We start from the raw sequence: 21,041 nt of genomic DNA, 5'->3' as shown, positions 1-21,041 counted from the left end.
TGATGAAGGGGAAGATTAAACGATGCTGATTGCCGTTCCGGCAAACGCGGTCCGTTTTTTAGTCTCGTCGCTGGCAGCCTCCGGCCAGAGCACATCCTCATAACGAAACGAGCCGGACTTGTAGAACGTCAGTGTGGTGCTGGTCTGGTCAGCAGCAACCGCCAGAATGCCAACGGCTGCACCGTCGGTGGTGCCATCCCACACAACCAGCTTACGGGTAGTGCCATCCAGCATCAGCGGGGTCATTGCAGGCGTTTTCGCACTCAATCCGCCAGGCGCAATTGCTGTATGAGCCGGATCACTGTTACCCAGCGGCTGGTAATGGTTAAACTCTTCTTTTGTCGCCATAACTGCCTCTTATACCGGTAAAGCTTCAGGTGTATTAAGTAATTCTTTATTGGTATCAGATGCCAGGTTACCTGCAGCCAGCGGTGCCGGTGTACCCTGCATCAGACGATCCAGCGCAGTGTCACTGCGCGCCTGTGCACTCTGTGGTGCTGCAGCCAGAATGCGGCGGGCCGTTTCCACGGTCATTCCGGGGGTTTCTGCCAGAACGCGCGCCTGTTCTTCGCGTCCGTGAGCCTCCTCACAGTTGAGGATCCCCATAATGCGGCTGTTTTCTGCCGCAACCGCTGCGGTGATCTGCGCGTTCACGTCCGGCTGCGCCGCGCTGGCGTTTTCGCCCTCCGTCGCTGGCACCACGTCAGTAACGTCAGCCTGCGAAGCAGTGGCTGAAACAGTTGTTGATTGAGTCTCTTTGGTCATTCGCCCTCCTGAGAGACGGGATTTACGCGCATCCAGTGCATCACGCATGACGGTGATCGCATCGGTGCTGTTAACAAGTTCATCAGCCAGTCCGGCATCAATGGCCTCCTGACCGCTGTACACTGCAGCCTCGGTATCCAGCACAGCCTGCACAGACAGGCCGGTATATGCCGACACCTTCTGCGCAAACATCTGGCGGGTTGCGTCCATCCGGGACTGCAGTGTCTCCCGGACGTCATCCGGAAGATGGCTGTAGGGATTGCCATCCACCTTATGGCTGCCGCTGTAAATCAGCGTGATTTCCACACCCTGTTTCTCCAGGGCAGCACCGTAATTACTGTGAGCCATCATGACGCCGATGGAGCCTGTCCGGGCGGTCTGCGTGACCAGACGCCGGGAGGCGGCACTGGCAAGCAGCTGACCTGCACTGCAGTTCATGTCGTTGGCCAGCGCCCATACCGGTTTTATGTCACGCACACGGGCGATGATGTCAGCGCAGTCAAATGCCCCCGCCACCATTCCGCCTGGCGTGTCCATATCGAGCAGAATGCCGTCCACCATCGGGTCGCTGGCAGCCTGTTGCAGACGGGCGATAATGCCGTTGTAACCGGTCATCCCCGAGTACGGCTGCAGCGCCCGCGTCCGGCTGACCAGCGTGCCGGACACCGGCAGCACGGCGATGCCGTTCATGACCTGATAACTGCGGGCCTGTCGTGGTCCGTCATCATCACCGGATAATGCCAGCGTCGCGAGTGCCTCCTGGGCAGTCAGGCTGTCGCCGGACACCGCATCCGTCAGGCGGCTGATCCCAAGCTGGCCTGCAAGCGCACAAAAGAAAACCCGCGCATAGGCGGGTTCAAGCATCAGCGGCTCATTAAAGGCCATGCTGGCAATATGCGGGAGATTACGCAGCTCTGCTGTCACTCTTCTCCTCCTCTGTTGATTGTCGCAGCCCGGATTCAAATGCCGCAGCCGCCCAGGCGGGTGGTTTAAGACCGGCTGCACGACGCTCCATCGTTTCACGGACCTGCTGGGCAAAAATTTCCTGATAGTCATCGCCGCGTTTTGCACACTCTTTCTCGTAGGTACTCAGCCCGGCTTCTATCAGCATCACCGCTTCCTGAACTTCTTTCAGACCATCGATGGCCATACGACCGGAGCCTATCCAGTCGCAGTTCCCCCAGGCACTGCGGGCTTCCTGAAAACTGAAGCGCGCTTTTGAAGGTAACGTCACCACGCGGCGGGCGATGGCCTCTTCCAGCCAGCACAGAAACATCTGGCTCGCCTGACGGGATGCGACGAATTTTCGCCGCCCCATAAAGTGCGCCCACGACTCGTTCGCGCTGGCCCGTGCCGTGGAGTAGCTCATCTGGGCGTAATTCCGGGAAAGCTGCTCATACGAGACACCCAGTCCGGCAGCGATATACCGCAGCAGTGACTGCTCAAACACGGAGTAGCCGTTATCCGTGTCCTGAGCCGTCTGCAGGTTCAGTGAGTCCCCCGGCATCAGGTGCGGCACTTTTGCGCCTCCCAGACGGACCGGTGCTGCGGCGTAATACGCGGCAATTTCACCAATCCAGCCGGTCAGCTTGTCCCGCTGCTCCTTACTGTTCGCGCCCAGAATAAAATCCATCGCTGACTGCGTATCCAGCTCACTCTCAATGGTGGCGGCATACATCGCCTTCACAATGGCGCTCTGCAGCTGCGTGTTCTGCAGCGTGTCGAGCATCTTCATCTGCTCCATCACGCTGTAAAACACATTTGCACCGCGGGTCTGCCCGTCCTCCACGGGTTCAAAAACGTGAATGAACGAGGCGCGCCCGCCGGGTAACTCACGGGGTATCCATGTCCATTTCTGCGGCATCCAGCCAGGATAGCCGTCCTCGCTGACGTAATATCCCAGCGCCGCACCGCTGTCATTAATCTGCACACCGGCACGGCAGTTCCGGCTGTCGCCGGTATTGTTCGGGTTGCTGATGCGCTTCGGGCTGACCATCCGGAACTGTGTCCGGAACAGCCGCGACGAACTGGTATCCCAGGTGGCCTGAACGAACAGTTCACCGTTAAAGGCGTGCATGGCCACACCTTCCCGAATCATCATGGTAAACGTGCGTTTTCGCTCAACGTCAATGCAGCAGCAGTCATCCTCGGCAAACTCTTTCCATGCCGCTTCAACCTCGCGGGAAAAGGCACGGGCTTCTTCCTCCCCGATGCCCAGATAGCGCCAGCTTGGGCGATGACTGAGCCGGAAAAAAGACCCGACGATATGATCCTGATGCAACTGGATGGCGTTGGCGGCATAGCCGTTATTGCGTACCAGATCGTCTGCGCGGGCATTGCCACGGGTAAAGTTGGGCAGCAGGGCTGCATCCACACTTTCACTCGGTGGGTTCCACGCCCGCAACTGCCCACCAAATCCGCTGCCACCGCCGTGATAACCGGCATATTCACGCAGCGATGTCATGCCGTCCGGCCCCAGAAGGGTGGGAATGGTGGGCGTTTTCATACATAAAATCCTGCAGGTCCCCTGCGTCGCTGTGTCATGCCGGTCTGCACTTCCAGCTCCGCAATGTATTTTTTCAGGTCAGACACGGAAGTGGCCGTAAACTCCACTCGCCGTCCGTCTTTCTGTACCGTTGCCACCCGTTTACCTGTCATCAGGTCATGCAGTGCCGCACGGGCAGCGGCAAGTTCTTCCTGTCGCGTCATTCATCCTCTCCGGATAAGGCACGGGCGTAATCTGCCAGTGTTTTCTTGTTGGTTGCTGCACCATCCTCTTCCTGCAGGCTCGCCAGCAGCGCACTGAGATCCAGCTGCCAGCGGGAAATACTGATGCGCAGCGCCGCCAGCGCATAAACGAAGCAGTCGAGTGCCTCATTGCGTCGCTTTTTGCTGTCCCACAGTATTTTTTTCCTGCCATCCACCCATTTTTCGACCTGCTCTTCAGCCGTCAGCTGCTGCGCTTCGGTCAGATCAAAAATATCCGGGTTATTCGGGAAGTGAACGGCACCGGGAAGCGGTTCATCCCCTTCCGGCGTCAGTGTGAAGCGGTTATAAATCTGCTCTTTCGCGGTATCCGTACCAATTTCGGTAAGGTAAACCCCGTTTTTGTTTCGCTTACGTGGCATGCTGGCCACAGGCTTTCCGTAGACGGATGCCCCTTTAATGGGGATCACCCGGAACAGCCCATGCTTTTTCGAGCGTTCATACACAATGGTCGGGTCAATCCCGCCAATATCCCAGCAGATACGGGATACCGACATTTCTGCACCATTCCGGCGGGTATAGGTTTTATTGATGGCCTCATCCACACGCAGCAGCGTCTGTTCATCGTCGTGGCGGCCCATAATAATCTGCCGGTCAATCAGCCAGCTTTCCTCACCCGGCCCCCATCCCCATACGCGCATTTCGTAGCGGTCCAGCTGGGAGTCGATACCGGCTGTCAGGTAAGCCACACGGTCAGGAACGGGCGCTGAATAATGCTCTTTCCGCTCTGCCATCACTTCAGCATCCGGACGTTCGCCAATTTTCGCCTCCCACGTCTCACCGAGCGTGGTGTTTACGAAGGTTTTACGTTTTCCCGTATCCCCTTTCGTTTTCATCCAGTCTTTGACAATCTGCACCCAGGTGGTGAACGGGCTGTACGCTGTCCAGATGTGAAAGGTCACACTGTCAGGTGGCTCAATCTCTTCACCGGATGACGAAAACCAGAGAATGCCATCACGGGTCCAGATCCCGGTCTTTTCGCAGATATAACGGGCATCAGTAAAGTCCAGCTCCTGCTGGCGGATGACGCAGGCATTATGCTCGCAGAGATAAAACACGCTGGAGGGGTCATCCGGCGTCCATTTGAGGCCAAACGGCGTCTCTTTGTCGCCAAATTTAAGATACTGCTCCTCCCCGCAGTGCGGGCAGGCAACATGAAAACGCATAAAATGCGGGGATTCACTGGCAGCACGCTCAATCTGGCAGGTGCCTCTCACTTTGGGCGTGGAGCCACGGATGGACTTTGGCCAGACCGAGCCTTCAATACGCTTATCGCCCAGGAACGTCGGAGAGCCTTCCTGTTCAATATCATCATCAAAGGCAGCAAGTTCATCATAACCCGCCACATCCACCGACTTTTCACGGTAGTTTTTTGCCGCTTTACCGCCCAGGCACCAGAAGCCACGACCATTAGTAAAACGCTTCATGGTGAGCGTATTATCCCGGTGCTTTTTGCCATACCACGGAGCCAGCGCCAGCAGCGACGGAATATCACGGATGGTCGGCTCAACGTGAGTTTTCATAAAGTTCTCGGCATCACCATCCGTCGGCAACCAGATAAGTGTGTTGCGCTGCTTATGCTCTATGAAGTAGGCATAAACACCCAACAGCATTTTGGAATAACCGACACGGGCAGACTTCACCACATTCACCTCGCGGATGTAGTCGCTGCCCATCGCATTCATGATGGCCCGCTGAAAGGGCAGTGTTTCCCAGCGCCCTTCCTGGTATGCGGATTCTTTCGGGAGATAGTAATTGGCATCCGCCCATTCAACGGCGGTCTGTGGCTCCGGCCTGAACAGGGCACGAAGCCCGGCGCGGACAAAATGCCGCAGCCTGTCAACCTGACTGTTCGATATATTCACTCAGCAACCCCGGTATCAGTTCATCCAGCGCGGCTGCTTTGTTCATGGCTTTGATGATATCCCGTTTCAGGAAATCAATATGCCGGTTATCCAGCTCAGGAAAACGTCGCTGCACCGACAGAGGAATACCGTCGAGAATACTGGATATTTCCCTTGCTATACGCGACAGCACGAAAGTACAGAATGCGGTTTCCACCACTTCAGCCGATTCTTTGGCATTTTTCAGTTCCTGCGCCGTCGCCTGAGCACGAGTCAGGCGATGGCGCTCAAATTCAAGTGTTCCGGGGTGAAGATCTGCCTCGCTGGCCAGCCGTAATTCTTCAACCTCCCGGCGCAGCTTTTCGTTCTCAATTTCAGCATCCCTTTCGGCATACCATTTTATGACGGCGGCAGAGTCATAAAGCACCTCATTACCCTTTCCACCGCCTCGCAGAACGGGCATTCCCTGCTCCTGCCAGTTCTGAATGGTACGGATACTCGCACCGAAAATGTCAGCCAGCTGCTTTTTGTTGACTTCCATTGTTCATTCCACGGACAAAAACAGAGAAAGGAAACGACAGAGGCCAAAAGGCCTGTTTTCAGCACCTGTCGTTTCCTTTCTTTTCAGGGGGTGTTTTAAATAAAAACATTAAGTTACGGAGAAGAAGAACGGAAACGCCTTAAACCGGAAAATTTTCATAAATAGCGAAAACCCGCGCGCCTTCCGCCCCGTAACCTGTCGGATCGCCGGAAAGGACCCGCAAAATGATAATAATTATCATCTACATGTCACAACGTGCATCTACGCCATCAAACCACGTCAAATAATCAATTATGACGCAGGTATCGTATTAATTGATCTGCATCAACTTAACGTAAAAACAACTTCAGACAATACAAATCAGCGACACTGAATACAGGGCAACCTCATGTCAACGAAGAACAGAACCCGCAGAACAACAACCCGCAACATCCGCTTTCCTAACCAAATGATTGAACAAATTAACATCGCTCTTGTTCAAAAAGGGTCCGGGAATTTCTCAGCCTGGGTCATTGAAGCCTGCCGCCGGAGACTGTGCTCAGAAAAAAGAGTTTCGCCTGAAGCAAACAAAGAAAAGAGTGACATTACTGAATTGCTCAGAAAACAGGTCAGACCAGATTGAAGCAATTTAGATAATCGTGCAGACTACGCCCCATCATATCACATGGAAGGTACTACAATGGCTCAGGTTGCCATTTTTAAACAAATATTCGATAAAGTGCGAAATAATTTAAACTATCACTGGTTTTATTCTGAACTAAAACGTCACAATGTCTCACATTACATTTACTATTTAGCCACAGAGAATATTCATCTTGTTCTTGAAAACGATAATACGGTTTTAATAAAAGGACAGGGTAAGGTTGTAAATGTAAGATTTTCAAAAAATAAATGCCTTATAGAAGCCACCTTAAAAGGATTCAAATCAGGAGAGTTATCATTTTACGAATACAGGAAAAATCTTGCTACAGCAGGGGTTTTCAGATGGATTACAAATATCCACGAAAACAAAAGGTATTACTATACCTTTGATAATTCATTACTATTTACTGAGAACATTCAGAACACTACACAAATATTTCCGCACTAAATCATAACGTCCGGTTTCTTCCGCGCCAGAACCGGACTCGCTGGCATGATGAAATATGTGTACCCGGTAACCCCGGTGTGCATCGTTTTTGATTATTCCCGCACACTCACGCAGAAGGAATTCCCCGTCGGGCTACGGTCTCTGTTAATACGGGAATACGGCGACGATACAGCGCATGATGTGTCAGGCTTGAATACCTTTATCCTTTAAAAGGGATATCAGTTAAGTTATCCCGTGTAGGGTATAAGCCATTATCAAAGCCACTCTGTAGGGAATGGCTTTTGTGATGGCATCACTTACTCTTTACGCTGCTATCCCACTCATCCCGAAATTTTGATGGGTTATTGAAACCTTCTGCTGACATAACAACTCCTTCAATGTTTGGCTGAAATTAGGATGTCTTTCCATCAGTCCGCCACCACAAAGAATCTTTTTTGCCATAAGGCAGGAGGTTCATCTTTCAGTGGCTGCCGGTGTTATTTCCCCACTTACTGGCTTGGGTTGTTTCGTGGTACTGCCGTTAACTGGTGGCCCAGAATAAATTCCGGTTTCATTATCAAGCCCACCCGTAAATGGGCTTTGTAATGGCTACTTCACTTTTGCTTTTGCTTTTGCTTTTGCTTTTGCTTCCGCTCGCTTACGCCGGCGCTCTTCTTTCCTCTCGGCTTTTGCCATGTCCATGAATGCCTGCATGATCGAGTTCCGCATCATGTAGCTAACAAAGTGATGATTGACACAGCCGTTGAGGCGCAGCTGCTCGCCAAACTCATCCACCGAGGCCAATGCTTCCATCATGCCCTTCTCGCCTTTCATGAACTCTGAGAAGTCGCGCCCCGCTCTGGAGGCGCATTCAATAACCCGATCACTCATCCCGGAAGCCCGGGGATCGTAATCTGCAGCTGGTTAGCCAGGGAGTTAATCTCAGCGACCAACACTGGCTTCGTATAGCGCCATGCTGCCAGCCCTTGTCCGCAGAAGCTCGCCATGTCTTTCTTCTGGTCAAACTCATGACATTTCATGTTGAGCTGCGCACTTAAGCTGTTGCGATGCTGAAGTTCTCCGGTGAAGTAGTCATCGAGGACTTTATAGGCCGCGTACTTGAACCCGGGGTTTAACCAAGCCGCATAATCGTAAGCAACAAACTTCCCGCCATATGTTCCACCGTGTACACCGCGCTCAGTAAAAACCACAGATTCGTGGTTTTTCTCCAGCTCGGCTAAGAACTCTTTGGTCTGCTTGTTTCGCAGGTAGTGGTAAGGCGATTCAGATTCACTTTTACCACTGGCTTTCCACATATCAGTGAGGCAGATCATGCCATCTTCACCGATACGAATTGGTTGATTGAAGAGGGTTAATGATTTCATAGCGTGTACCTACTCTTTGAAATGAACCTTTGCCGCACAGGAAACCAGCCCACCGAGGCTCGCCAGCACTAACTGGTATCCTCAAAGGCCCATTCCAAAGGGGCAGGTTCGGTGTAAAAAACATGCGTTGCGGTACGCATTTATTGCAAAAAGCCCCGCATCGCGAGGCTCATTAAATGGACTTTGTGATTTGCAAAAAAATTATTTCAGGCATTGCGTCCTGATGTATTCCTGCAGGTAGTTAACCTGCGCGGTTATCTTGTCGATTCCACTTCGGAGACGGTAATAATTGAGTTCAGCATCTGCTGTAAGTCCTGGGCTTTCTCCATCGCCCATGCCGCTGGCTCCGGTCGTTGACTTTGCACAGGTGGCGGCGACTTGCAGGCGCTTACGCCCAGCAGAAACATCAGCACGGAGACTTTCGATAGTCGCGTTAGCATCAGCAAGCTCCTTTGTGTATCTTGCGTCGAGTTCTGCTACATCACGTTGACGCTTCCGCATGTCAGCGATGGTGGCGTTCGCCTTCTCCAGTTCACTGGCCTTGTTATCGCGCTGCTCTTTGTAGGCGATTGCGTTATCACGGTAATGATTAACAGCCAATGACAGGCAGACGATGATGCAGATAACCAGAGCGGAGATAATCGCGGTTACTCTGTTCATTGCTGACCCCACAAACAGATTTCACGCTCAATCTCACGACGAGTCATGAGACCTTTCCATTGCTTACCGCCAGCATATGTCCAGCGACGTAGCTGATCACATGCGCCTTTGATATCGCCCTGGTTTATTTTGCGAAGAAGCGTCGATGTTCTGAAATTGCCAGCGCCCACGTTGTAAACGAACGAGTAAAGAGCGCCGCGCATTGTTTCCGGTATATCAACTTTTATGTACGGGTTAATTTGTCTGGCGACCGTGGCAAGGTCTTTATTCAGGAGGGCTTTGCATTCTGCTTTGGTATACGTTTTACCGAGCATGATGTCTTTTCCTGTATGCCCGTGACATACAGTCCATACACCAACAATATCTTTGTATGGTATGTAGCTGACACCTTCCAGACCATCGTTACCACTTGGGCCAGTGATTAACACTGATGCTATAGCAATTGCTCCGCCACCAATAGCAGCAGCAACGGCTTTTCGTAATGATGGAGGCATTATTCACCTCTCGCAGCCTTGCGCTTATCTTCTTTAATCTTGAAATAAAGGTTTGTCAGGTACGTCAGCAGGCCAAATACCAGGCTACCCAGCACACCTATTGCTGCCCACTGTGAGGGCGTGGCTTTATCGAGCAGCTGTAAAAACCAGTAGCCAGCACTGCCTGCGGAGGTGCCGTAGGCAATGCCCGTTGTTAACTTATCCATGGATTTCATAGCCTCACCTCCGCAAATAACGGATGGTGTACACGGTTCGGAACGAAGAGGAAAGGTATAGAAGTTACATTAGCGTAAGGCTTGAACATCTATTCAAAAAGAAAAACGCCAGCGATTATTCTGGCGTAGCTGAAAGCATCATACAATTATCAAATACGAAAATTACAAAATCATTAAAACGCATCACGTTACATCATGTCTTTTTCTAAAAAAAATCTTGATGAATATTGATGGGGAGGAACACCAAAATATCTTCTGAAAACACTTACAAAATATGACGTGTTTTCATAACCGCATATCTCAGCAACTTTTCCAACAGAATATAAATTGTAGCTTAATAACCTTTCCGCCATCACCATTCGCTCTTCAAGAATTAATTTACTAAATGATAAGCCTTCGTGCTTTAATTTTCTTTTTAACAGACTTTCACTCAGATACAGTCTTGAAGATATATCACAAAGTCTCCATGTTGCAGATATATCCGTGTGAATAATAGCCTTAACTTTACTTCCTAAACTATTAAGACATCCAAATAAAAAACTTTGCACTATTTTCTCTGAAGATAAGATAGCAAGACATGCAAGTGATATTTGATTTCTAACAAAATCCACAGTTCTGCCATCACAATTCAAGCATGCAATCAAGTTCTTTAACAATGAAAAATCTTCACATTCCACCATCAAGTATGCCGGATAAAACCTTCTTACAGAAAAAGGTGAGAGTGTGTTGCTTTTAAAGAAATCATTAACTGTTTTCTCTTCAACATCTACGATCATTACATGATCTATATTTGATGAAAAAAAATCTTTTAAATTGTAATCAATGAGAACAGCACTTCCTTTTTTAAACAAAATATCTTCTTTACCAATTCGGACATCAAACGAGTTCAACACCAAAATGATAGAACATATGTATGGCATATTATCCACCTGATATCATTGGGGTTACACCAGATAAGTATAGGTGGAAAATCAATATTCGCCAGTTCAACAATAAGGAAAATCTCATTGCATCACAAGTATAAAATTATGTATTTAACTCACAAAGACAAATTATTAAACCAATCTGTTATATTATATATAGCTGCGTGGAATCATAATATCATATATTTTGACTGGCATGTTTACCAAATTTAAGTTGCATCTCAATGGTTTCTTCAGCGTAAACAGAGTTTTTATACAAACTGACACTCTGGGTATCATAGTGTAGTTTTTACGATTGTAAATATCCTGTATGCAGGAACTCATCCTTTTGGATGATATCGCATACAATTAATTTACCATCAGTCTTAGAGCCAGTTCGTCCGGATAGGGATCGAAGTAATTCTGTGTAAGCAAGTAATCATTAGGATACTCACCCAGATAATGCTTCAGCAGAGTCAACGGCGCAAGAAGAGGTAATGTGCCAGAACGATAGTTAAGTATAACCTCGCTCAACTCTTTACGCTGGCGTGTACTTAAGTAGTTACTAAAATACCCCTGTATATGCATCAGCACATTCGTGTGATTTTTACGTGATGCAGGTTTTCTGAGAATCGCCATCAGCTTATCACGATACACCTCAAAGTATGATTCAAGATCCGCCCACTCGTGTATTGCAGCCACAAATGGTCCCATATCTTTATAGCCTGTCTGACTATGCGCCAACAACTGAAGCTTATAACGACTATGAAAAGCCAATAACTCTCTTCTTGATAATTTCTCCTTGTAAAGGTGATTGAGCTCATGCAAAGCAAAAACTCTTTCAACAAAATTCTCACGAAGCACTGGATCATGTAATCGCCCATCCTCTTCAACCGGTAGCCAGGAAAACTTTTCCATCAAAGTGCTCGTAAATAGTCCCACTCCATCTTTACGACCTCGATTACCATTTTCATCATAGACACGCACGCGCTCCATGCCACAGCTGGGAGATTTAGCACAAACCACAAACCCCGATACATCCTTTAATTTGTCCATATAAGAACGACTAAACTCTGTCATTCTCTCTGTCACATCCTCATTCTGGTCGTGGCTGAAACACATCCGTATATTTCCTTGCGTCGAGCGCACAAGACGTAGAGCAGGACGCGGAACTGGCAGCCCTATAGCCATTTCCGGACATACTGGTCTGAATGTTACCCATTCCACTAATTTGTCCATTAAAAAGTCAGCTCTTTTGTGACCACCATCAAAACGAACAGCAGAACCGGCCAAACAACCGCTGATTCCAATCACAGGTTTTTTTATCATATCCTCCCCCTTGACTAATTCATTAACACATAAACTGTGTAGTGCACGGAATAAATTGCCTTTCTGGCGTCATCACTGACAATTTTTCTGTTATGGACTATTCCTAATATAGTATGAAAGTTCTTTAAGTGATCGGTCGTAATCATCTATCTTTCATACTTACTCTCAACTATCAAAAGTACAGGATTTATTATGAAGTTATGGCCTGTGTTGACTGGCATTGCGCTCTCTTTCACTCTTATAGCATGTAAGGCCCCGACACCACCTAAAGGTGTGCAGCCGATTACAAATTTTGACGCCAACCGCTACCTCGGAAAATGGTATGAAATAGCTCGCCTCGAGAACCGGTTCGAACGTGGTCTGGAACAGGTCAGCGCTACTTATGGAAAACGGAACGACGGAGGGATTCGTGTACTTAACCGTGGATACGATCCAACGAAAAATAAATGGAGCGAGAGCGAAGGTAAAGCATACTTTACTGGAGATACTAAAACTGCAGCGTTGAAGGTTTCGTTTTTTGGCCCCTTCTATGGTGGCTATAATGTAATCAAACTGGATGATGAGTATAAGTATGCTCTTGTCAGTGGTCCGAACAGAGAATACCTATGGATTCTGGCAAGGACCTCAACTATTCCAGATAAAGTAAAAGCAGACTATGTGCGAACCGCTCAAAAGTTGGGATTCAATGTCAATGAATTATTATGGGTTAAACAATAAAATCCCTACCCGAAATGATACTTATTAGAAAAAACCAGCCTTTGGGGAGGCTGGCTAAATCAGGAAACAAGCTGTTATATGATAATAACTACGTTGCGATTCCAACATTTAAAATGTTAGACTAATGACAATCAGACAGCAACTTTTCCTTTAATTATTTCGAACAATCAGCATCCATCTCCAATCGGAGATCCAACACCATCAGCATACCCTCCACTACGCCCTCAGCTTTCTGGAGCATCCTGCCAACCCAACAATCAGATCGCCCATGCTTACGTGCAAGCGCCATAAAAGTCATGCCGCCGACATAATAGTCCACCAATAAATCATGCAAATCGCTGTTGTTCTTTTTCAGACGGGCCATGCACCCGCAAATGATCATCGCGTCATCGTCACAACATTGTGGGCGAGATTTTACTTTTGAAGGAATTAATCCCTTAAAACCGGCGGCAATGGACGACCAGGTCACATCTTCATGATTATTAGCCGCCCACGCTCCCCAACGCTCAAGAACCATCTGAATATCACGCATCAACTTACTCCACAAAAATCAGACCAGAACGCCAATTACAAGCAAAAATCAACAAAACAGTATTAGTTGATTGTTATCTCTGACTTCATACTCCTGCTCCTGTCAGGGTTTTGGCGTAATTCTTCAGTATTCGGTAATCGGTCAAAACAGAACCGGGGAAACGATATAAGCGCAGACGCCCCCAGCGGTGGCGAAGAAGTTCTGCCATATAAAACTCAAACATCATTCATTCCCCATTTCGGTGATGGTCAGTTCCAGCCTCCCACCTTTGGTAACAGGCATCTTCACAATGCGGTAATCAACGACCTGAGCATCATCCAGCCAGAAACCTGCTTTGGTGAGTGCGTCAAAAGCGGCTTTTTGCAGATTATCCAGGTCACGGCGACGGCGATCCGGCATGTGGCACTCAATACGGATTTTCACTGGCATAGCCAGGCCGATATCCAGCATGGAGCCTTTGATGATTCGGGCGACGTTATCGCGGTATGCCTGCCCCTCTGCGCTGATGTGCGTGCGCCCGCGATTATGGCGGTAATAGCGATTATTGCTCGGAGGCCAGGGTAATGTGATGCTGTAAGTATTCACGCCTTAATTACCCCCTCTTTCAGCCAGATAACCTGTGTTCTCGCCATACCTTCCAGCGCACATTCTTTTGCATATCCAGCGTCAACAAAATGCGTGCGACGGTCGATTTCGTCGTGGCAGGCAGAACATGCAATGGTGGCAATCAGGTCTGGCGGTTTGATACCGGTACCGCACAATCCAGCCAGCCGGATATGTGCCAGTACTGACGTTTCAGGATTGCCATTACATACGCCAGGGATTCTTACCTGGCATTCCCGACCACGCGCTGCTTTTCTCAAATCAGCCATGATTCCTCCTTGCTGCCAGTCGCAACCATTTTTTATCAACCAGGCTGGCGGTATATCCGAGCAGTGTTGGTATTTCGGATGGTTTCAGCTCAGGCTTACGCTTACGACGATTTGGTACTTTGTAGATGTGTCCGTTCATGACACGAATAAGCGGTGTAGCCATTACGCCTCCTGCTTATCACGCAGCAGCTGGAACTCGCAGCTCTGCGGAATAGTCAGGTGGCAGCCAATATTCATCGCCCAGGCTTCAACCTTACACAGGAAGACATACATCTCTCCGGTATCAAGATCGGAGGTATGGCGTAACGACTGGATAGTGGTGATATCACCGGTTACGACATCAACCAGGTCTTTGGTTTCATAACCGAGATATGTGTGTTTGAGAGCATCTTTTACCCAAGCTGGAGTGGCGAACGTTTTACCCTTGCTGATGAGGTATTCACTGATTTCGCTGTACCACATGTGGCTGAGTGCATTCTGGGAAAGACTGCGTCTCTCGCGCCACGGTTTAAGCACCATGCGAAAGCATTTGCCGTCCTCCAGATAAGGCTGGATCTGCCGACCGATAGCGGTGAAGTTACCGCGATGCAATTTGATACCATCTTGTGGGAGGTTCACGCTTCACCTCCGCAGAGATCAAACGCTGGATGCAAAATATCGCAGGTGCATTTCTGCATCTGTGAATGGAGAAGAGAGGTTGGATTGTATGTGCGCATAAACGTCCCCGTTTAGCGCAGAAGTCACCGGAGGAGTTCAAACTCCGGTGACTTAATTATGGCAAGTTGATTGTTGAAAATCAATTTAGTGGATTTAGGCGCAATACAAAGGATCATTAGCAGCTCTAATACCGCCCTGAATCGCAAGCCCTGTATGGCAATTTGACATTGAGCATGATTGCCATCTGTGCAAGGGACCTCCATTAATCGAAACTTCCAGCAGATCTTTATCTCCTTTCATCCTGACCCCTTCATACAACATATCAAGACGCTCAACAATCAATCCTGTTGGAGGTTCCATTTTTAGAACGAGGGCAAACTCTCCTGGCCCACGTCGTATTGTTATACGCGGGCCGGTACACTCCACATCCCAATTGTCTGATTTAGCTTTCCATTCATTTTCATCTATCAGTAAAGTCTCCTTACCAATAGAATTACAGAAAATTCCTGATAAAAGCATCGGTCCATGTGGTATGGGTGAAGGTTTCACAGAAAGAATGGGTTGTTCGTTGACTACAATCAAATTTTGACAGTTATGAAACGTCACTCCTGCAAATTTTACTGTTATAGGCTCATTATGAAAATCAAACATTTCATTTGCAAAACCAGCCTGTAAGCACTTGGGATTTCTGTCAGCTATTTCCACTGTCTGTGCTGAAAGTCTACCACGAGCTCTTTTTTGATTGCATTGGGAGCAAAGAAGTGTCATTCCATTCGGATCATGTACTTTGGCATCAACGAAGTCAGGTTTAAAATGCTCATAATCATAAAATCCAAATCCACAAATTACACAGCCAAAGCCGCACCTTTGCCTTATCTGACGTTTTATTGTCTCAGGTATTCTTCTTGAGAGCCCGTGTTTATTAATATTGTCCATATGGTTAGTACGCTATAAGTTTGTTTCTATAATTTTACCACAATAGATAAGTTTGTATCAGAAATCGCTATATGGAGTGAGCGGAATATTTATATTATTCATGCAATTGCTCTCCCGTACGCAGCCCGCACTTCCGTCATCGCAGAATGACGGAAGCCTTACTAACTAGCGCCTTTATTGAAACAGATTCTGAGGTAAATGCGGCAATACTCGACTCCACTTATCATCCTGCCACGGCTGAAGTTTTACATGTGCCGTTTCTCGGACGAGGATTGCTCGCGCTCTGTTGAGTATCTGGGGATATTCTTGCTCGATGGAAGTGAAGTGACCAGCTTCACCATGCTCCGCATCCTGAAGAAGATGAGTAACGTTCTGGTAGGCAATTAACATCACATTCCCTGCTCGCCATAACCAGGCGAGTGTGCAAAGTTCGTTATCAGTGAATTGTTTTGTGATTGGGGATTGTTGAACTGCTAGAACGAGAACGCCAGCATCCATTGGCAGTCCCTATAGTAAAACCATAGCTCAGGACGCTTCGTTCAGGATAGATAATTTTATTGTACTTACCTAACTTTCTTACTATAGCACGGTTGAAAAAGTGATTATTACTCAAAAATAAACCTCACCATCAACCATATATTTGAGAGTACTTATCGCCTGCTGGGCGGATATTGTTTTCATTAAAGGATAGTGTTTAAAAACAATGCCATTCATAAAATAGATATCACAGGTTTTATTATCTGTATTGATTATGATTTTTTCGAATGTTTTATAGGCAAGTGTACGACATAGCTCTCGCCCATTTTTACTGGTTAAGTCAATAGCATGAAAATCACCAAGTGAGCTCACCGCTTTACTCTTCAAAGTTTTTAATGATACAGAAGCCCTTCGTAATTCCTTATCTAATACTCTGATTTTTTCTGCTATAGCGGTAACTTCAGGCGCAACAGATAATGCAGCAATTAAATTATTAATTTTCATATGGAGCTCAATAATTTTCAACTCTAAAGTTTCATTAGCATCTTTCTTGTTTTCAACTGGTTGGATTTTACTACAATTAAAAAGCAACTCATTAATGATATTATAATCAACCAAATCTCTCTTTATTGATGGCCTGCCACATCGATGCAGTCTTCTCATCGGACAAACATAATAGCCATGCAAACTTCCAGATACCGCATGAACAATCATGGTATTACCACAAGCCTCGCACTTCATAACTGTTCGAAGTAGATTTATCAACATAGGATTTTTGCTACTATTGCTAATACCAAAAGGTGCCAACCGAATTTCCTGCACAGCGTAAAACAAATCATCTGATATGACTCTGGGATAATAGCCAGCGATTTCACTTATTCCTTTACCTCTTGCACGATATGAAGGTACGCATATACCTATCAGAGCTTTATTCGCTAATAATTTTTCAATTACAGAAGGCCCCCATGCACTTTCTTTTCCTGAGAAATTTTTTACAGCATGATCATTTAAATACTTGGCTATTGCATTCAATGATCGCCTTTCCATCCTGAGTTTAAAAATTAGCTCAATCGTTTTCACCCTGTCGGGGTCTGGAATAAAAGCTGTTCTTTTGTCATCCAATGAGAGCCATCTCGGACAAGACGCCGTCATAATCGTGCCTGACTCCAGTGCATCCTGCCGTTTTTTCTTCCATGATAATTTAACCCGACTTGACTTTATCTCGCTTTCTTCATTTGCCCTTTGTGCTATAAGTATGGCTTTTATTAATGAATATGGATCATTCAAAGAGTCAATATTATAGACTGTATTATCGCAAAGAGTTATAACATCAATACCGTGATTCAAAATCAATTTCAGACGCTCAATCGCTTCACCGACTTTTTCTCTTGAAAGTCTGTCCAGACTTTCAACTAGCAATGTAGTTCCTGGCAATATATAACCATGCTCTATAGCATCTAAAAATTCCGAAAAAGCTCCTGATTGTGCATGCTTTCCTTTGAATGCACTTAATCCTAAATCTTCATATGTTATGGTATCAAGATAATAATCACTATTTACCTTTAACCATTCAGCAATAAGTCTTCTCTGTCGGTTTAATGAGTCGCCAGACATCTGACCTGGTGATGAAAATCGCATATATGCTATGGCTTTTTTCATGGTGACACCTGCTAACGTATGCTTTTATAAACCTTAGTGGTGAGATATAATTTTTGTTTAATTTTTATTTAAAAAGACAATTACGATCACATTCTTTTGAATATACAACAATAATCGTATTGCAATTTGCTTACGCAATAATCTTGAAGGCACAAAAGAATACACAAAAACTAAAAACATTAACAAAAGCGGCCCATGTAAAGATATGAACCGCCATATTTCAGTCTTTTAAAAGAAATTATTTTTAATGTGGTGTGCTTCGTGACAATAAATTAATAACCAACACACCGGCACAAATCAACATCATGCCTATAACGGCTGGCAGGTCCAGCCGTTGGCCGAAAAACCCCCATGATAGTAAGCTAATCAGGACAATACCGACTCCTGACCAGATAGCATAAGCAATCCCTGTAGGAATATAAGCCAGCGTCTGAGCTAATAACCAGAATGATGCACAATAACAAATAATTGTACCAACAGATGGCCATAACCGTGTAAAACCTTCTGAAAACTTCATTAAGGTTGTACCAATGACCTCTGCAAGTATTGCACCACCAAGATAAATATAAGGGTTCATAACATATTCTTTCCTGTTCAAACTGGAGAGAATTGTACTACAGTTTGAACTCAACTCACCTGTTTCATCATTGTGTACCCATTGATGTTCTTTTATATACCCTCAATACCCGTTTCATCGCGGCACTCTGGCGACACTCCTTAAAAATCAGATTCGTGCTCACCTTTCCTTCCCGTTCTTCTCTGGTAGCGAACCGGTAATACACCGTTCACCAGACCTTACCTTCGATAACCAGAAGACCTGCCCGTGCCATTTTAGCCGCGGCCTGATTTATGCTGGTTACTGTTGCGCCTGTTAGCGCGGCAACGTCCGGCGCACAGAAGCTATTATGCGTCCCCAGGTAATGAATAATTGCCTCTTTGCCCGTCATACACTTGCTCCTTTCAGTCCGAACTTAGCTTTGATTTCTGCGATCTTCGCCAGAGCCTGTGCACGATTTAGAGGTCTACCGCCCATGACAGGAAGTTGTTTTACTGGTTCAGGTATAGCCTCACCACGGTTAATTCTCGCAGTCATATGGGCAAGTTCATCGGCAGCCTTGCGCCGTAATTCCGAGTCAGTCAACGCATTAGCCCGCATGTTCTGATACAGGTTGGTAACCAGCCAGTAGTGCGCGTTTGATTTCCACGGATAAGACTCTGCATCCGGATACAGCCCGCGCTTCCGGCAATACTCGTAAACCATATCAACCAGCTCGCTGGCGTTTGGCAGCCCGGCGGTAACGGATGCTTCTTCCCGGCACCAGGCGACAAACTGCCCGGGTGATGGCAGGAATGGTCGATTCTGCCGACGGGCTACGCGCATTCCAGCGTTAACCTGTTCCATTGTGGTGATCCCGTTTTCCCGGAAAGCCAGAACCCACTGGCGGCGAATTTCGTTCAGTTCGTTCTGGTCACGGTTAGCCAGGCTCGCAGGGAAAGTTGCCAGCAACTGGCTGAATACACCGTTGATGATCTGCGCTACCTGCTGTACCTGCGGCTTTTCGTCGTACTGTTCCGGCATGTTGTTGGCGATCCGACGCATCTGCTCACGGTCAAAGTTAATCATCTGTGCGGCGATGTTTTTCATAGATCCACCCCGTAAATCCAGTCTGTGTTTGTCAGGTCGAGTTTTGGTTTTCCGGCTGTCACGCCAGCCTGTTGTTTGTTACGGTTGATTTCGAGTTGGATCCACTTGTCGCGAAGTTTGGCCGGGCTCAGCACGTTACCAGACCAAAAGTTGTCCTGGCATGCCCAGCGGAACAGCACGCACATGTCGCGGTGGTTACGTCCGTCACGTTCACGCATCAGGCGGATATCGTTAGCCCACCCTGCAAAATTCGGTTTTCTGGCTGATGGCGCGATGGTCTTCACCATGTCAAACATCCACTCTGCGGCGGTCAGGTCTTCTGCTGTCCCCCACCTGCTGCCGCTCTGAATTGCAGCATCTGGCTTCTCCACAGGAAGATCGTTTTCTGGTTGGTCAGAGGATTCGCCAGAATTCTCGGACGAAAAAGGTTTTATATTGTCTTTTGTTAGTTTGTCTTTTGTGTTTACCTGATTCGGGTAAACGCCTTTACCTGATTTGGGTAAACTTTTCTTACCTGATTCAGGTAAATTTACCTCTTTCAGGTAAACTTTATTTTTCTTACCTGATTCGGGTAATGTTGACCATTCACTGACCACATTATTAATGCCGATATTCCGCCCGCTCTGAATAAGAATCCCACGCTTTACCAGAACGCTTTTTGCAGCAGAACACTTGTGCGGCAATATCCCGGTCAATTCGGAAAGTTGCTCGTTGCTCACCCAATCCAGTTTTTTATTAAAGCCATATGTTTTGCGCATGACAGCCAGGAAGACCAGAAGCTGGTGCTGTGTTAATCCGGCCAGCATCACAGCTTCCAGCAACTCATTTGCAATGCGCGTATAACCATCATCGAGATCTGCCACGCGCGGCTCCTTTTGTGCCACATCCGGCACTGGAAAATTGAATATCTCAGCAGTGTTTGCCATAATTCCTCCCGCAATGAGTGTGTTACGATTTGCACCTGAAAGTCGGTTCTGTTCGCGCAGACCGGCTTTCGCCATTTCTGAACCTGTCATATTGCCCCCAGCATGGTGGTGACCATCGCCATCAGTGGACCAGCCAAATCCGGGTCCACACGAAACATCGACACAATGCCTTCACTCATCTCCTTCAGTTTCTGGTGGCGTGGTGCGTTGAGAATGACAGCCTGTTTTGCCTCACTGAGTTCCTTTTCCATTTCAGCCAGCCGAGCCATGAAGCTATCCTGCTCAACCAGGTGGCCGCGATATTTCAGCGGTAGTACTGCCAGAATTGCTGGAGTCAGTTCACGCACGTTATTTCGGTATTTTTCAGAATCGAATTTGTTATCGAGAAAGCGGAACAGCTTCTGGCGTGCACGACTGACATCATCAGGAAAATCGATAGTGCCGCCGCCCTGTGCTCGATACTCATTCACAATGAGTGCGGCAACGACATCCTGATTATCTACAGCCGACCAGGCGCGGATGGCATCACGGATTTTTTCGTGGCCTGGCACCTGTTTTATTTGAGAACGATTTATCACCGCAGTCGGGATAAATCCGCTAGTCTGTTGGTATGTAAGTGGTTGCATAGTCATTGCCTTATCAGTTAACGC

Annotated in this window: 31 protein-coding genes and 1 pseudogene; 3 read left to right on the top strand and 29 right to left on the bottom strand. The window is 47.4% G+C overall.

Annotated elements, in window-relative coordinates; all coding sequences use genetic code 11:
- Window positions 1–15: 15 nt before the first annotated feature.
- From A31E_RS16590 to A31E_RS16615, 6 genes are read right to left on the bottom strand one after another with little or no spacing between them, the layout of a single operon-like run.
- Window positions 16–348, bottom strand: coding sequence for a head decoration protein (locus tag A31E_RS16590; RefSeq protein ID WP_000201478.1), 333 nt, complete (start codon window positions 346–348; stop codon window positions 16–18).
- Window positions 349–357: 9 nt separating this feature from the next.
- Window positions 358–1,689, bottom strand: coding sequence for a S49 family peptidase (locus tag A31E_RS16595; protein WP_001530246.1), 1,332 nt, complete (start codon window positions 1,687–1,689; stop codon window positions 358–360).
- Window positions 1,670–3,271, bottom strand: a complete 1,602-nt coding sequence (locus A31E_RS16600; RefSeq protein ID WP_016248613.1) for a phage portal protein — start codon at window positions 3,269–3,271, stop codon at window positions 1,670–1,672. Before A31E_RS16600 ends, A31E_RS16595 begins: the two co-directional genes overlap by 20 nt.
- Window positions 3,268–3,474: a phage head-tail joining protein gene (locus A31E_RS16605; protein WP_000198149.1), complete on the bottom strand. Its 207-nt coding sequence runs from the start codon at window positions 3,472–3,474 to the stop codon at window positions 3,268–3,270. Before A31E_RS16605 ends, A31E_RS16600 begins: the two co-directional genes overlap by 4 nt.
- Window positions 3,471–5,396 carry a phage terminase large subunit family protein gene (locus A31E_RS16610; protein ID WP_001530248.1) on the bottom strand — a complete coding sequence of 642 codons (1,926 nt, stop codon included), beginning with the start codon at window positions 5,394–5,396 and terminating at the stop codon, window positions 3,471–3,473. Before A31E_RS16610 ends, A31E_RS16605 begins: the two co-directional genes overlap by 4 nt.
- Window positions 5,371–5,916 carry a terminase small subunit gene (locus tag A31E_RS16615; protein WP_000453567.1) on the bottom strand — a complete coding sequence of 182 codons (546 nt, stop codon included), beginning with the start codon at window positions 5,914–5,916 and terminating at the stop codon, window positions 5,371–5,373. Before A31E_RS16615 ends, A31E_RS16610 begins: the two co-directional genes overlap by 26 nt.
- A gap of 388 nt (window positions 5,917–6,304) precedes the next feature.
- Between A31E_RS16615 and A31E_RS0122360 the strand changes: the two genes are divergently transcribed.
- Complete coding sequence (locus A31E_RS0122360) at window positions 6,305–6,538, top strand: YlcI/YnfO family protein (protein ID WP_001331705.1); 234 nt, start codon at window positions 6,305–6,307, stop codon at window positions 6,536–6,538.
- Between the two features lie 57 nt (window positions 6,539–6,595).
- Window positions 6,596–7,006: a DUF1398 domain-containing protein gene (locus A31E_RS16620; protein WP_000079508.1), complete on the top strand. Its 411-nt coding sequence runs from the start codon at window positions 6,596–6,598 to the stop codon at window positions 7,004–7,006.
- A 588-nt stretch (window positions 7,007–7,594) separates the two neighbouring features.
- On the opposite strand, the gene A31E_RS16630 is transcribed toward A31E_RS16620, so the two are convergent.
- The 7 genes from A31E_RS16630 to A31E_RS16660 form a co-directional block, all read right to left on the bottom strand.
- Complete coding sequence (locus A31E_RS16630) at window positions 7,595–7,876, bottom strand: hypothetical protein (RefSeq protein WP_001516221.1); 282 nt, start codon at window positions 7,874–7,876, stop codon at window positions 7,595–7,597.
- Window positions 7,873–8,370: a KilA-N domain-containing protein gene (locus A31E_RS16635; protein WP_000839225.1), complete on the bottom strand. Its 498-nt coding sequence runs from the start codon at window positions 8,368–8,370 to the stop codon at window positions 7,873–7,875. The genes A31E_RS16630 and A31E_RS16635 overlap by 4 nt, the downstream gene beginning before the upstream one ends.
- Window positions 8,371–8,571: 201 nt before the next feature.
- Window positions 8,572–9,030: a lysis protein gene (locus A31E_RS16640; RefSeq protein ID WP_001082731.1), complete on the bottom strand. Its 459-nt coding sequence runs from the start codon at window positions 9,028–9,030 to the stop codon at window positions 8,572–8,574.
- Window positions 9,027–9,524 (bottom strand): lysozyme RrrD, encoded by a 498-nt coding sequence (gene rrrD / locus A31E_RS16645; RefSeq protein ID WP_001135277.1) that lies wholly within the window; start codon window positions 9,522–9,524, stop codon window positions 9,027–9,029. Before rrrD ends, A31E_RS16640 begins: the two co-directional genes overlap by 4 nt.
- Window positions 9,524–9,739: a phage lysis protein EssD gene (gene essD, locus A31E_RS16650; RefSeq protein ID WP_016248612.1), complete on the bottom strand. Its 216-nt coding sequence runs from the start codon at window positions 9,737–9,739 to the stop codon at window positions 9,524–9,526. Before essD ends, rrrD begins: the two co-directional genes overlap by 1 nt.
- Before the next feature lie 188 nt (window positions 9,740–9,927).
- Window positions 9,928–10,659, bottom strand: a complete 732-nt coding sequence (locus tag A31E_RS16655; protein WP_001146311.1) for a helix-turn-helix domain-containing protein — start codon at window positions 10,657–10,659, stop codon at window positions 9,928–9,930.
- 351 nt (window positions 10,660–11,010) lie between these two features.
- Window positions 11,011–11,970, bottom strand: coding sequence for a YbgA family protein (locus tag A31E_RS16660; protein WP_000592547.1), 960 nt, complete (start codon window positions 11,968–11,970; stop codon window positions 11,011–11,013).
- Window positions 11,971–12,162: 192 nt separating this feature from the next.
- Here A31E_RS16660 and A31E_RS16665 point away from each other — a divergent pair, with 192 nt between their 5' ends.
- Entirely contained in the window at window positions 12,163–12,687 is a 525-nt protein-coding gene (locus A31E_RS16665) for a lipocalin family protein (RefSeq protein ID WP_000780582.1), read from the top strand.
- A 154-nt stretch (window positions 12,688–12,841) separates the two neighbouring features.
- Here A31E_RS16665 and A31E_RS16670 read toward each other — a convergent pair whose 3' ends face one another.
- From A31E_RS16670 to A31E_RS16730, 16 genes and pseudogenes are all read right to left on the bottom strand, one after another.
- Complete coding sequence (locus A31E_RS16670) at window positions 12,842–13,219, bottom strand: antiterminator Q family protein (protein ID WP_001204777.1); 378 nt, start codon at window positions 13,217–13,219, stop codon at window positions 12,842–12,844.
- A gap of 85 nt (window positions 13,220–13,304) precedes the next feature.
- Window positions 13,305–13,445, bottom strand: coding sequence for a YlcG family protein (locus tag A31E_RS16675; RefSeq protein ID WP_000971070.1), 141 nt, complete (start codon window positions 13,443–13,445; stop codon window positions 13,305–13,307).
- On the bottom strand, window positions 13,442–13,804 hold the full coding sequence (gene rusA, locus A31E_RS16680) for a crossover junction endodeoxyribonuclease RusA (protein WP_016248611.1): 363 nt from the start codon (window positions 13,802–13,804) through the stop codon (window positions 13,442–13,444). The genes A31E_RS16675 and rusA overlap by 4 nt, the downstream gene beginning before the upstream one ends.
- On the bottom strand, window positions 13,801–14,091 hold the full coding sequence (locus A31E_RS16685) for a DUF1364 domain-containing protein (protein ID WP_000774479.1): 291 nt from the start codon (window positions 14,089–14,091) through the stop codon (window positions 13,801–13,803). The genes rusA and A31E_RS16685 overlap by 4 nt, the downstream gene beginning before the upstream one ends.
- Window positions 14,084–14,254 carry a NinE family protein gene (locus tag A31E_RS16690; RefSeq protein ID WP_000224907.1) on the bottom strand — a complete coding sequence of 57 codons (171 nt, stop codon included), beginning with the start codon at window positions 14,252–14,254 and terminating at the stop codon, window positions 14,084–14,086. The genes A31E_RS16685 and A31E_RS16690 overlap by 8 nt, the downstream gene beginning before the upstream one ends.
- Window positions 14,254–14,709 (bottom strand): DNA base-flipping protein YbcN, encoded by a 456-nt coding sequence (gene ybcN, locus A31E_RS16695; RefSeq protein ID WP_016243517.1) that lies wholly within the window; start codon window positions 14,707–14,709, stop codon window positions 14,254–14,256. Before ybcN ends, A31E_RS16690 begins: the two co-directional genes overlap by 1 nt.
- Entirely contained in the window at window positions 14,706–14,807 is a 102-nt protein-coding gene (locus A31E_RS25225; RefSeq protein ID WP_072097297.1) for a hypothetical protein, read from the bottom strand. The genes ybcN and A31E_RS25225 overlap by 4 nt, the downstream gene beginning before the upstream one ends.
- Window positions 14,808–14,901: 94 nt before the next feature.
- Window positions 14,902–15,684 carry a hypothetical protein gene (locus A31E_RS16700; RefSeq protein ID WP_001348590.1) on the bottom strand — a complete coding sequence of 261 codons (783 nt, stop codon included), beginning with the start codon at window positions 15,682–15,684 and terminating at the stop codon, window positions 14,902–14,904.
- 174 nt (window positions 15,685–15,858) lie between these two features.
- Window positions 15,859–16,182, bottom strand: a complete 324-nt coding sequence (locus A31E_RS16705) for a P22AR C-terminal domain-containing protein (RefSeq protein ID WP_000338660.1) — start codon at window positions 16,180–16,182, stop codon at window positions 15,859–15,861.
- A 111-nt stretch (window positions 16,183–16,293) separates the two neighbouring features.
- A complete protein-coding gene (locus A31E_RS16710; RefSeq protein WP_016248610.1) occupies window positions 16,294–17,820 on the bottom strand; it encodes a recombinase family protein in 1,527 nt (508 codons plus the stop codon).
- Window positions 17,821–17,877: 57 nt separating this feature from the next.
- Window positions 17,878–18,000: a hypothetical protein gene (locus tag A31E_RS25680; RefSeq protein ID WP_032240663.1), complete on the bottom strand. Its 123-nt coding sequence runs from the start codon at window positions 17,998–18,000 to the stop codon at window positions 17,878–17,880.
- 64 nt (window positions 18,001–18,064) lie between these two features.
- Window positions 18,065–18,397 (bottom strand): multidrug efflux SMR transporter EmrE, encoded by a 333-nt coding sequence (gene emrE, locus A31E_RS16715; RefSeq protein ID WP_001070446.1) that lies wholly within the window; start codon window positions 18,395–18,397, stop codon window positions 18,065–18,067.
- A 67-nt stretch (window positions 18,398–18,464) separates the two neighbouring features.
- Window positions 18,465–18,767 (bottom strand): annotated as a pseudogene (locus tag A31E_RS25675) (protein ren).
- Window positions 18,764–19,465: a replication protein P gene (locus tag A31E_RS16720; protein WP_016248608.1), complete on the bottom strand. Its 702-nt coding sequence runs from the start codon at window positions 19,463–19,465 to the stop codon at window positions 18,764–18,766. The pseudogene A31E_RS25675 and the gene A31E_RS16720 overlap by 4 nt, the downstream one beginning before the upstream one ends.
- Window positions 19,462–20,481: a replication protein gene (locus A31E_RS16725; RefSeq protein ID WP_077688149.1), complete on the bottom strand. Its 1,020-nt coding sequence runs from the start codon at window positions 20,479–20,481 to the stop codon at window positions 19,462–19,464. Before A31E_RS16725 ends, A31E_RS16720 begins: the two co-directional genes overlap by 4 nt.
- Window positions 20,478–21,017, bottom strand: coding sequence for a toxin YdaT domain-containing protein (locus A31E_RS16730; protein ID WP_001182866.1), 540 nt, complete (start codon window positions 21,015–21,017; stop codon window positions 20,478–20,480). The genes A31E_RS16725 and A31E_RS16730 overlap by 4 nt, the downstream gene beginning before the upstream one ends.
- Window positions 21,018–21,041: the final 24 nt, after the last annotated feature.

Origin of the sequence: Escherichia sp. KTE159, assembly GCF_000408805.1 — a bacterium.
GTDB lineage: Bacteria > Pseudomonadota > Gammaproteobacteria > Enterobacterales > Enterobacteriaceae > Escherichia > Escherichia marmotae.
The sequence above is the reverse complement of the archived record's forward strand: the minus strand, read 5'-3'. Positions and strand labels throughout refer to the sequence as shown.

What these genes read in the sequence shown, in the direction of transcription:
- A31E_RS16690 (WP_000224907.1), bottom strand. Translation starts at nt 14,254, where the DNA reads ATGGCTACACCGCTTATTCGTGTCATGAACGGACACATCTACAAAGTA.
- A31E_RS16620 (WP_000079508.1), top strand. Translation starts at nt 6,596, where the DNA reads ATGGCTCAGGTTGCCATTTTTAAACAAATATTCGATAAAGTGCGAAAT.
- A31E_RS0122360 (WP_001331705.1), top strand. Translation starts at nt 6,305, where the DNA reads ATGTCAACGAAGAACAGAACCCGCAGAACAACAACCCGCAACATCCGC.
- A31E_RS16665 (WP_000780582.1), top strand. Translation starts at nt 12,163, where the DNA reads ATGAAGTTATGGCCTGTGTTGACTGGCATTGCGCTCTCTTTCACTCTT.
- A31E_RS16720 (WP_016248608.1), bottom strand. Translation starts at nt 19,465, where the DNA reads ATGAAAAACATCGCCGCACAGATGATTAACTTTGACCGTGAGCAGATG.
- A31E_RS16700 (WP_001348590.1), bottom strand. Translation starts at nt 15,684, where the DNA reads ATGGACAATATTAATAAACACGGGCTCTCAAGAAGAATACCTGAGACA.
- A31E_RS16600 (WP_016248613.1), bottom strand. Translation starts at nt 3,271, where the DNA reads ATGAAAACGCCCACCATTCCCACCCTTCTGGGGCCGGACGGCATGACA.
- A31E_RS16630 (WP_001516221.1), bottom strand. Translation starts at nt 7,876, where the DNA reads ATGAGTGATCGGGTTATTGAATGCGCCTCCAGAGCGGGGCGCGACTTC.
- A31E_RS16670 (WP_001204777.1), bottom strand. Translation starts at nt 13,219, where the DNA reads ATGCGTGATATTCAGATGGTTCTTGAGCGTTGGGGAGCGTGGGCGGCT.
- A31E_RS16605 (WP_000198149.1), bottom strand. Translation starts at nt 3,474, where the DNA reads ATGACGCGACAGGAAGAACTTGCCGCTGCCCGTGCGGCACTGCATGAC.
- A31E_RS16710 (WP_016248610.1), bottom strand. Translation starts at nt 17,820, where the DNA reads ATGAAAAAAGCCATAGCATATATGCGATTTTCATCACCAGGTCAGATG.
- A31E_RS16705 (WP_000338660.1), bottom strand. Translation starts at nt 16,182, where the DNA reads ATGGATGCTGGCGTTCTCGTTCTAGCAGTTCAACAATCCCCAATCACA.
- A31E_RS16675 (WP_000971070.1), bottom strand. Translation starts at nt 13,445, where the DNA reads ATGATGTTTGAGTTTTATATGGCAGAACTTCTTCGCCACCGCTGGGGG.
- rrrD (WP_001135277.1), bottom strand. Translation starts at nt 9,524, where the DNA reads ATGCCTCCATCATTACGAAAAGCCGTTGCTGCTGCTATTGGTGGCGGA.
- A31E_RS25225 (WP_072097297.1), bottom strand. Translation starts at nt 14,807, where the DNA reads ATGCGCACATACAATCCAACCTCTCTTCTCCATTCACAGATGCAGAAA.
- A31E_RS16590 (WP_000201478.1), bottom strand. Translation starts at nt 348, where the DNA reads ATGGCGACAAAAGAAGAGTTTAACCATTACCAGCCGCTGGGTAACAGT.
- A31E_RS16655 (WP_001146311.1), bottom strand. Translation starts at nt 10,659, where the DNA reads ATGCCATACATATGTTCTATCATTTTGGTGTTGAACTCGTTTGATGTC.
- A31E_RS16685 (WP_000774479.1), bottom strand. Translation starts at nt 14,091, where the DNA reads ATGGCTGATTTGAGAAAAGCAGCGCGTGGTCGGGAATGCCAGGTAAGA.
- emrE (WP_001070446.1), bottom strand. Translation starts at nt 18,397, where the DNA reads ATGAACCCTTATATTTATCTTGGTGGTGCAATACTTGCAGAGGTCATT.
- essD (WP_016248612.1), bottom strand. Translation starts at nt 9,739, where the DNA reads ATGAAATCCATGGATAAGTTAACAACGGGCATTGCCTACGGCACCTCC.
- A31E_RS16725 (WP_077688149.1), bottom strand. Translation starts at nt 20,481, where the DNA reads ATGACAGGTTCAGAAATGGCGAAAGCCGGTCTGCGCGAACAGAACCGA.
- A31E_RS16615 (WP_000453567.1), bottom strand. Translation starts at nt 5,916, where the DNA reads ATGGAAGTCAACAAAAAGCAGCTGGCTGACATTTTCGGTGCGAGTATC.
- A31E_RS16635 (WP_000839225.1), bottom strand. Translation starts at nt 8,370, where the DNA reads ATGAAATCATTAACCCTCTTCAATCAACCAATTCGTATCGGTGAAGAT.
- A31E_RS25680 (WP_032240663.1), bottom strand. Translation starts at nt 18,000, where the DNA reads ATGTTTTTAGTTTTTGTGTATTCTTTTGTGCCTTCAAGATTATTGCGT.
- A31E_RS16640 (WP_001082731.1), bottom strand. Translation starts at nt 9,030, where the DNA reads ATGAACAGAGTAACCGCGATTATCTCCGCTCTGGTTATCTGCATCATC.
- A31E_RS16730 (WP_001182866.1), bottom strand. Translation starts at nt 21,017, where the DNA reads ATGCAACCACTTACATACCAACAGACTAGCGGATTTATCCCGACTGCG.
- A31E_RS16660 (WP_000592547.1), bottom strand. Translation starts at nt 11,970, where the DNA reads ATGATAAAAAAACCTGTGATTGGAATCAGCGGTTGTTTGGCCGGTTCT.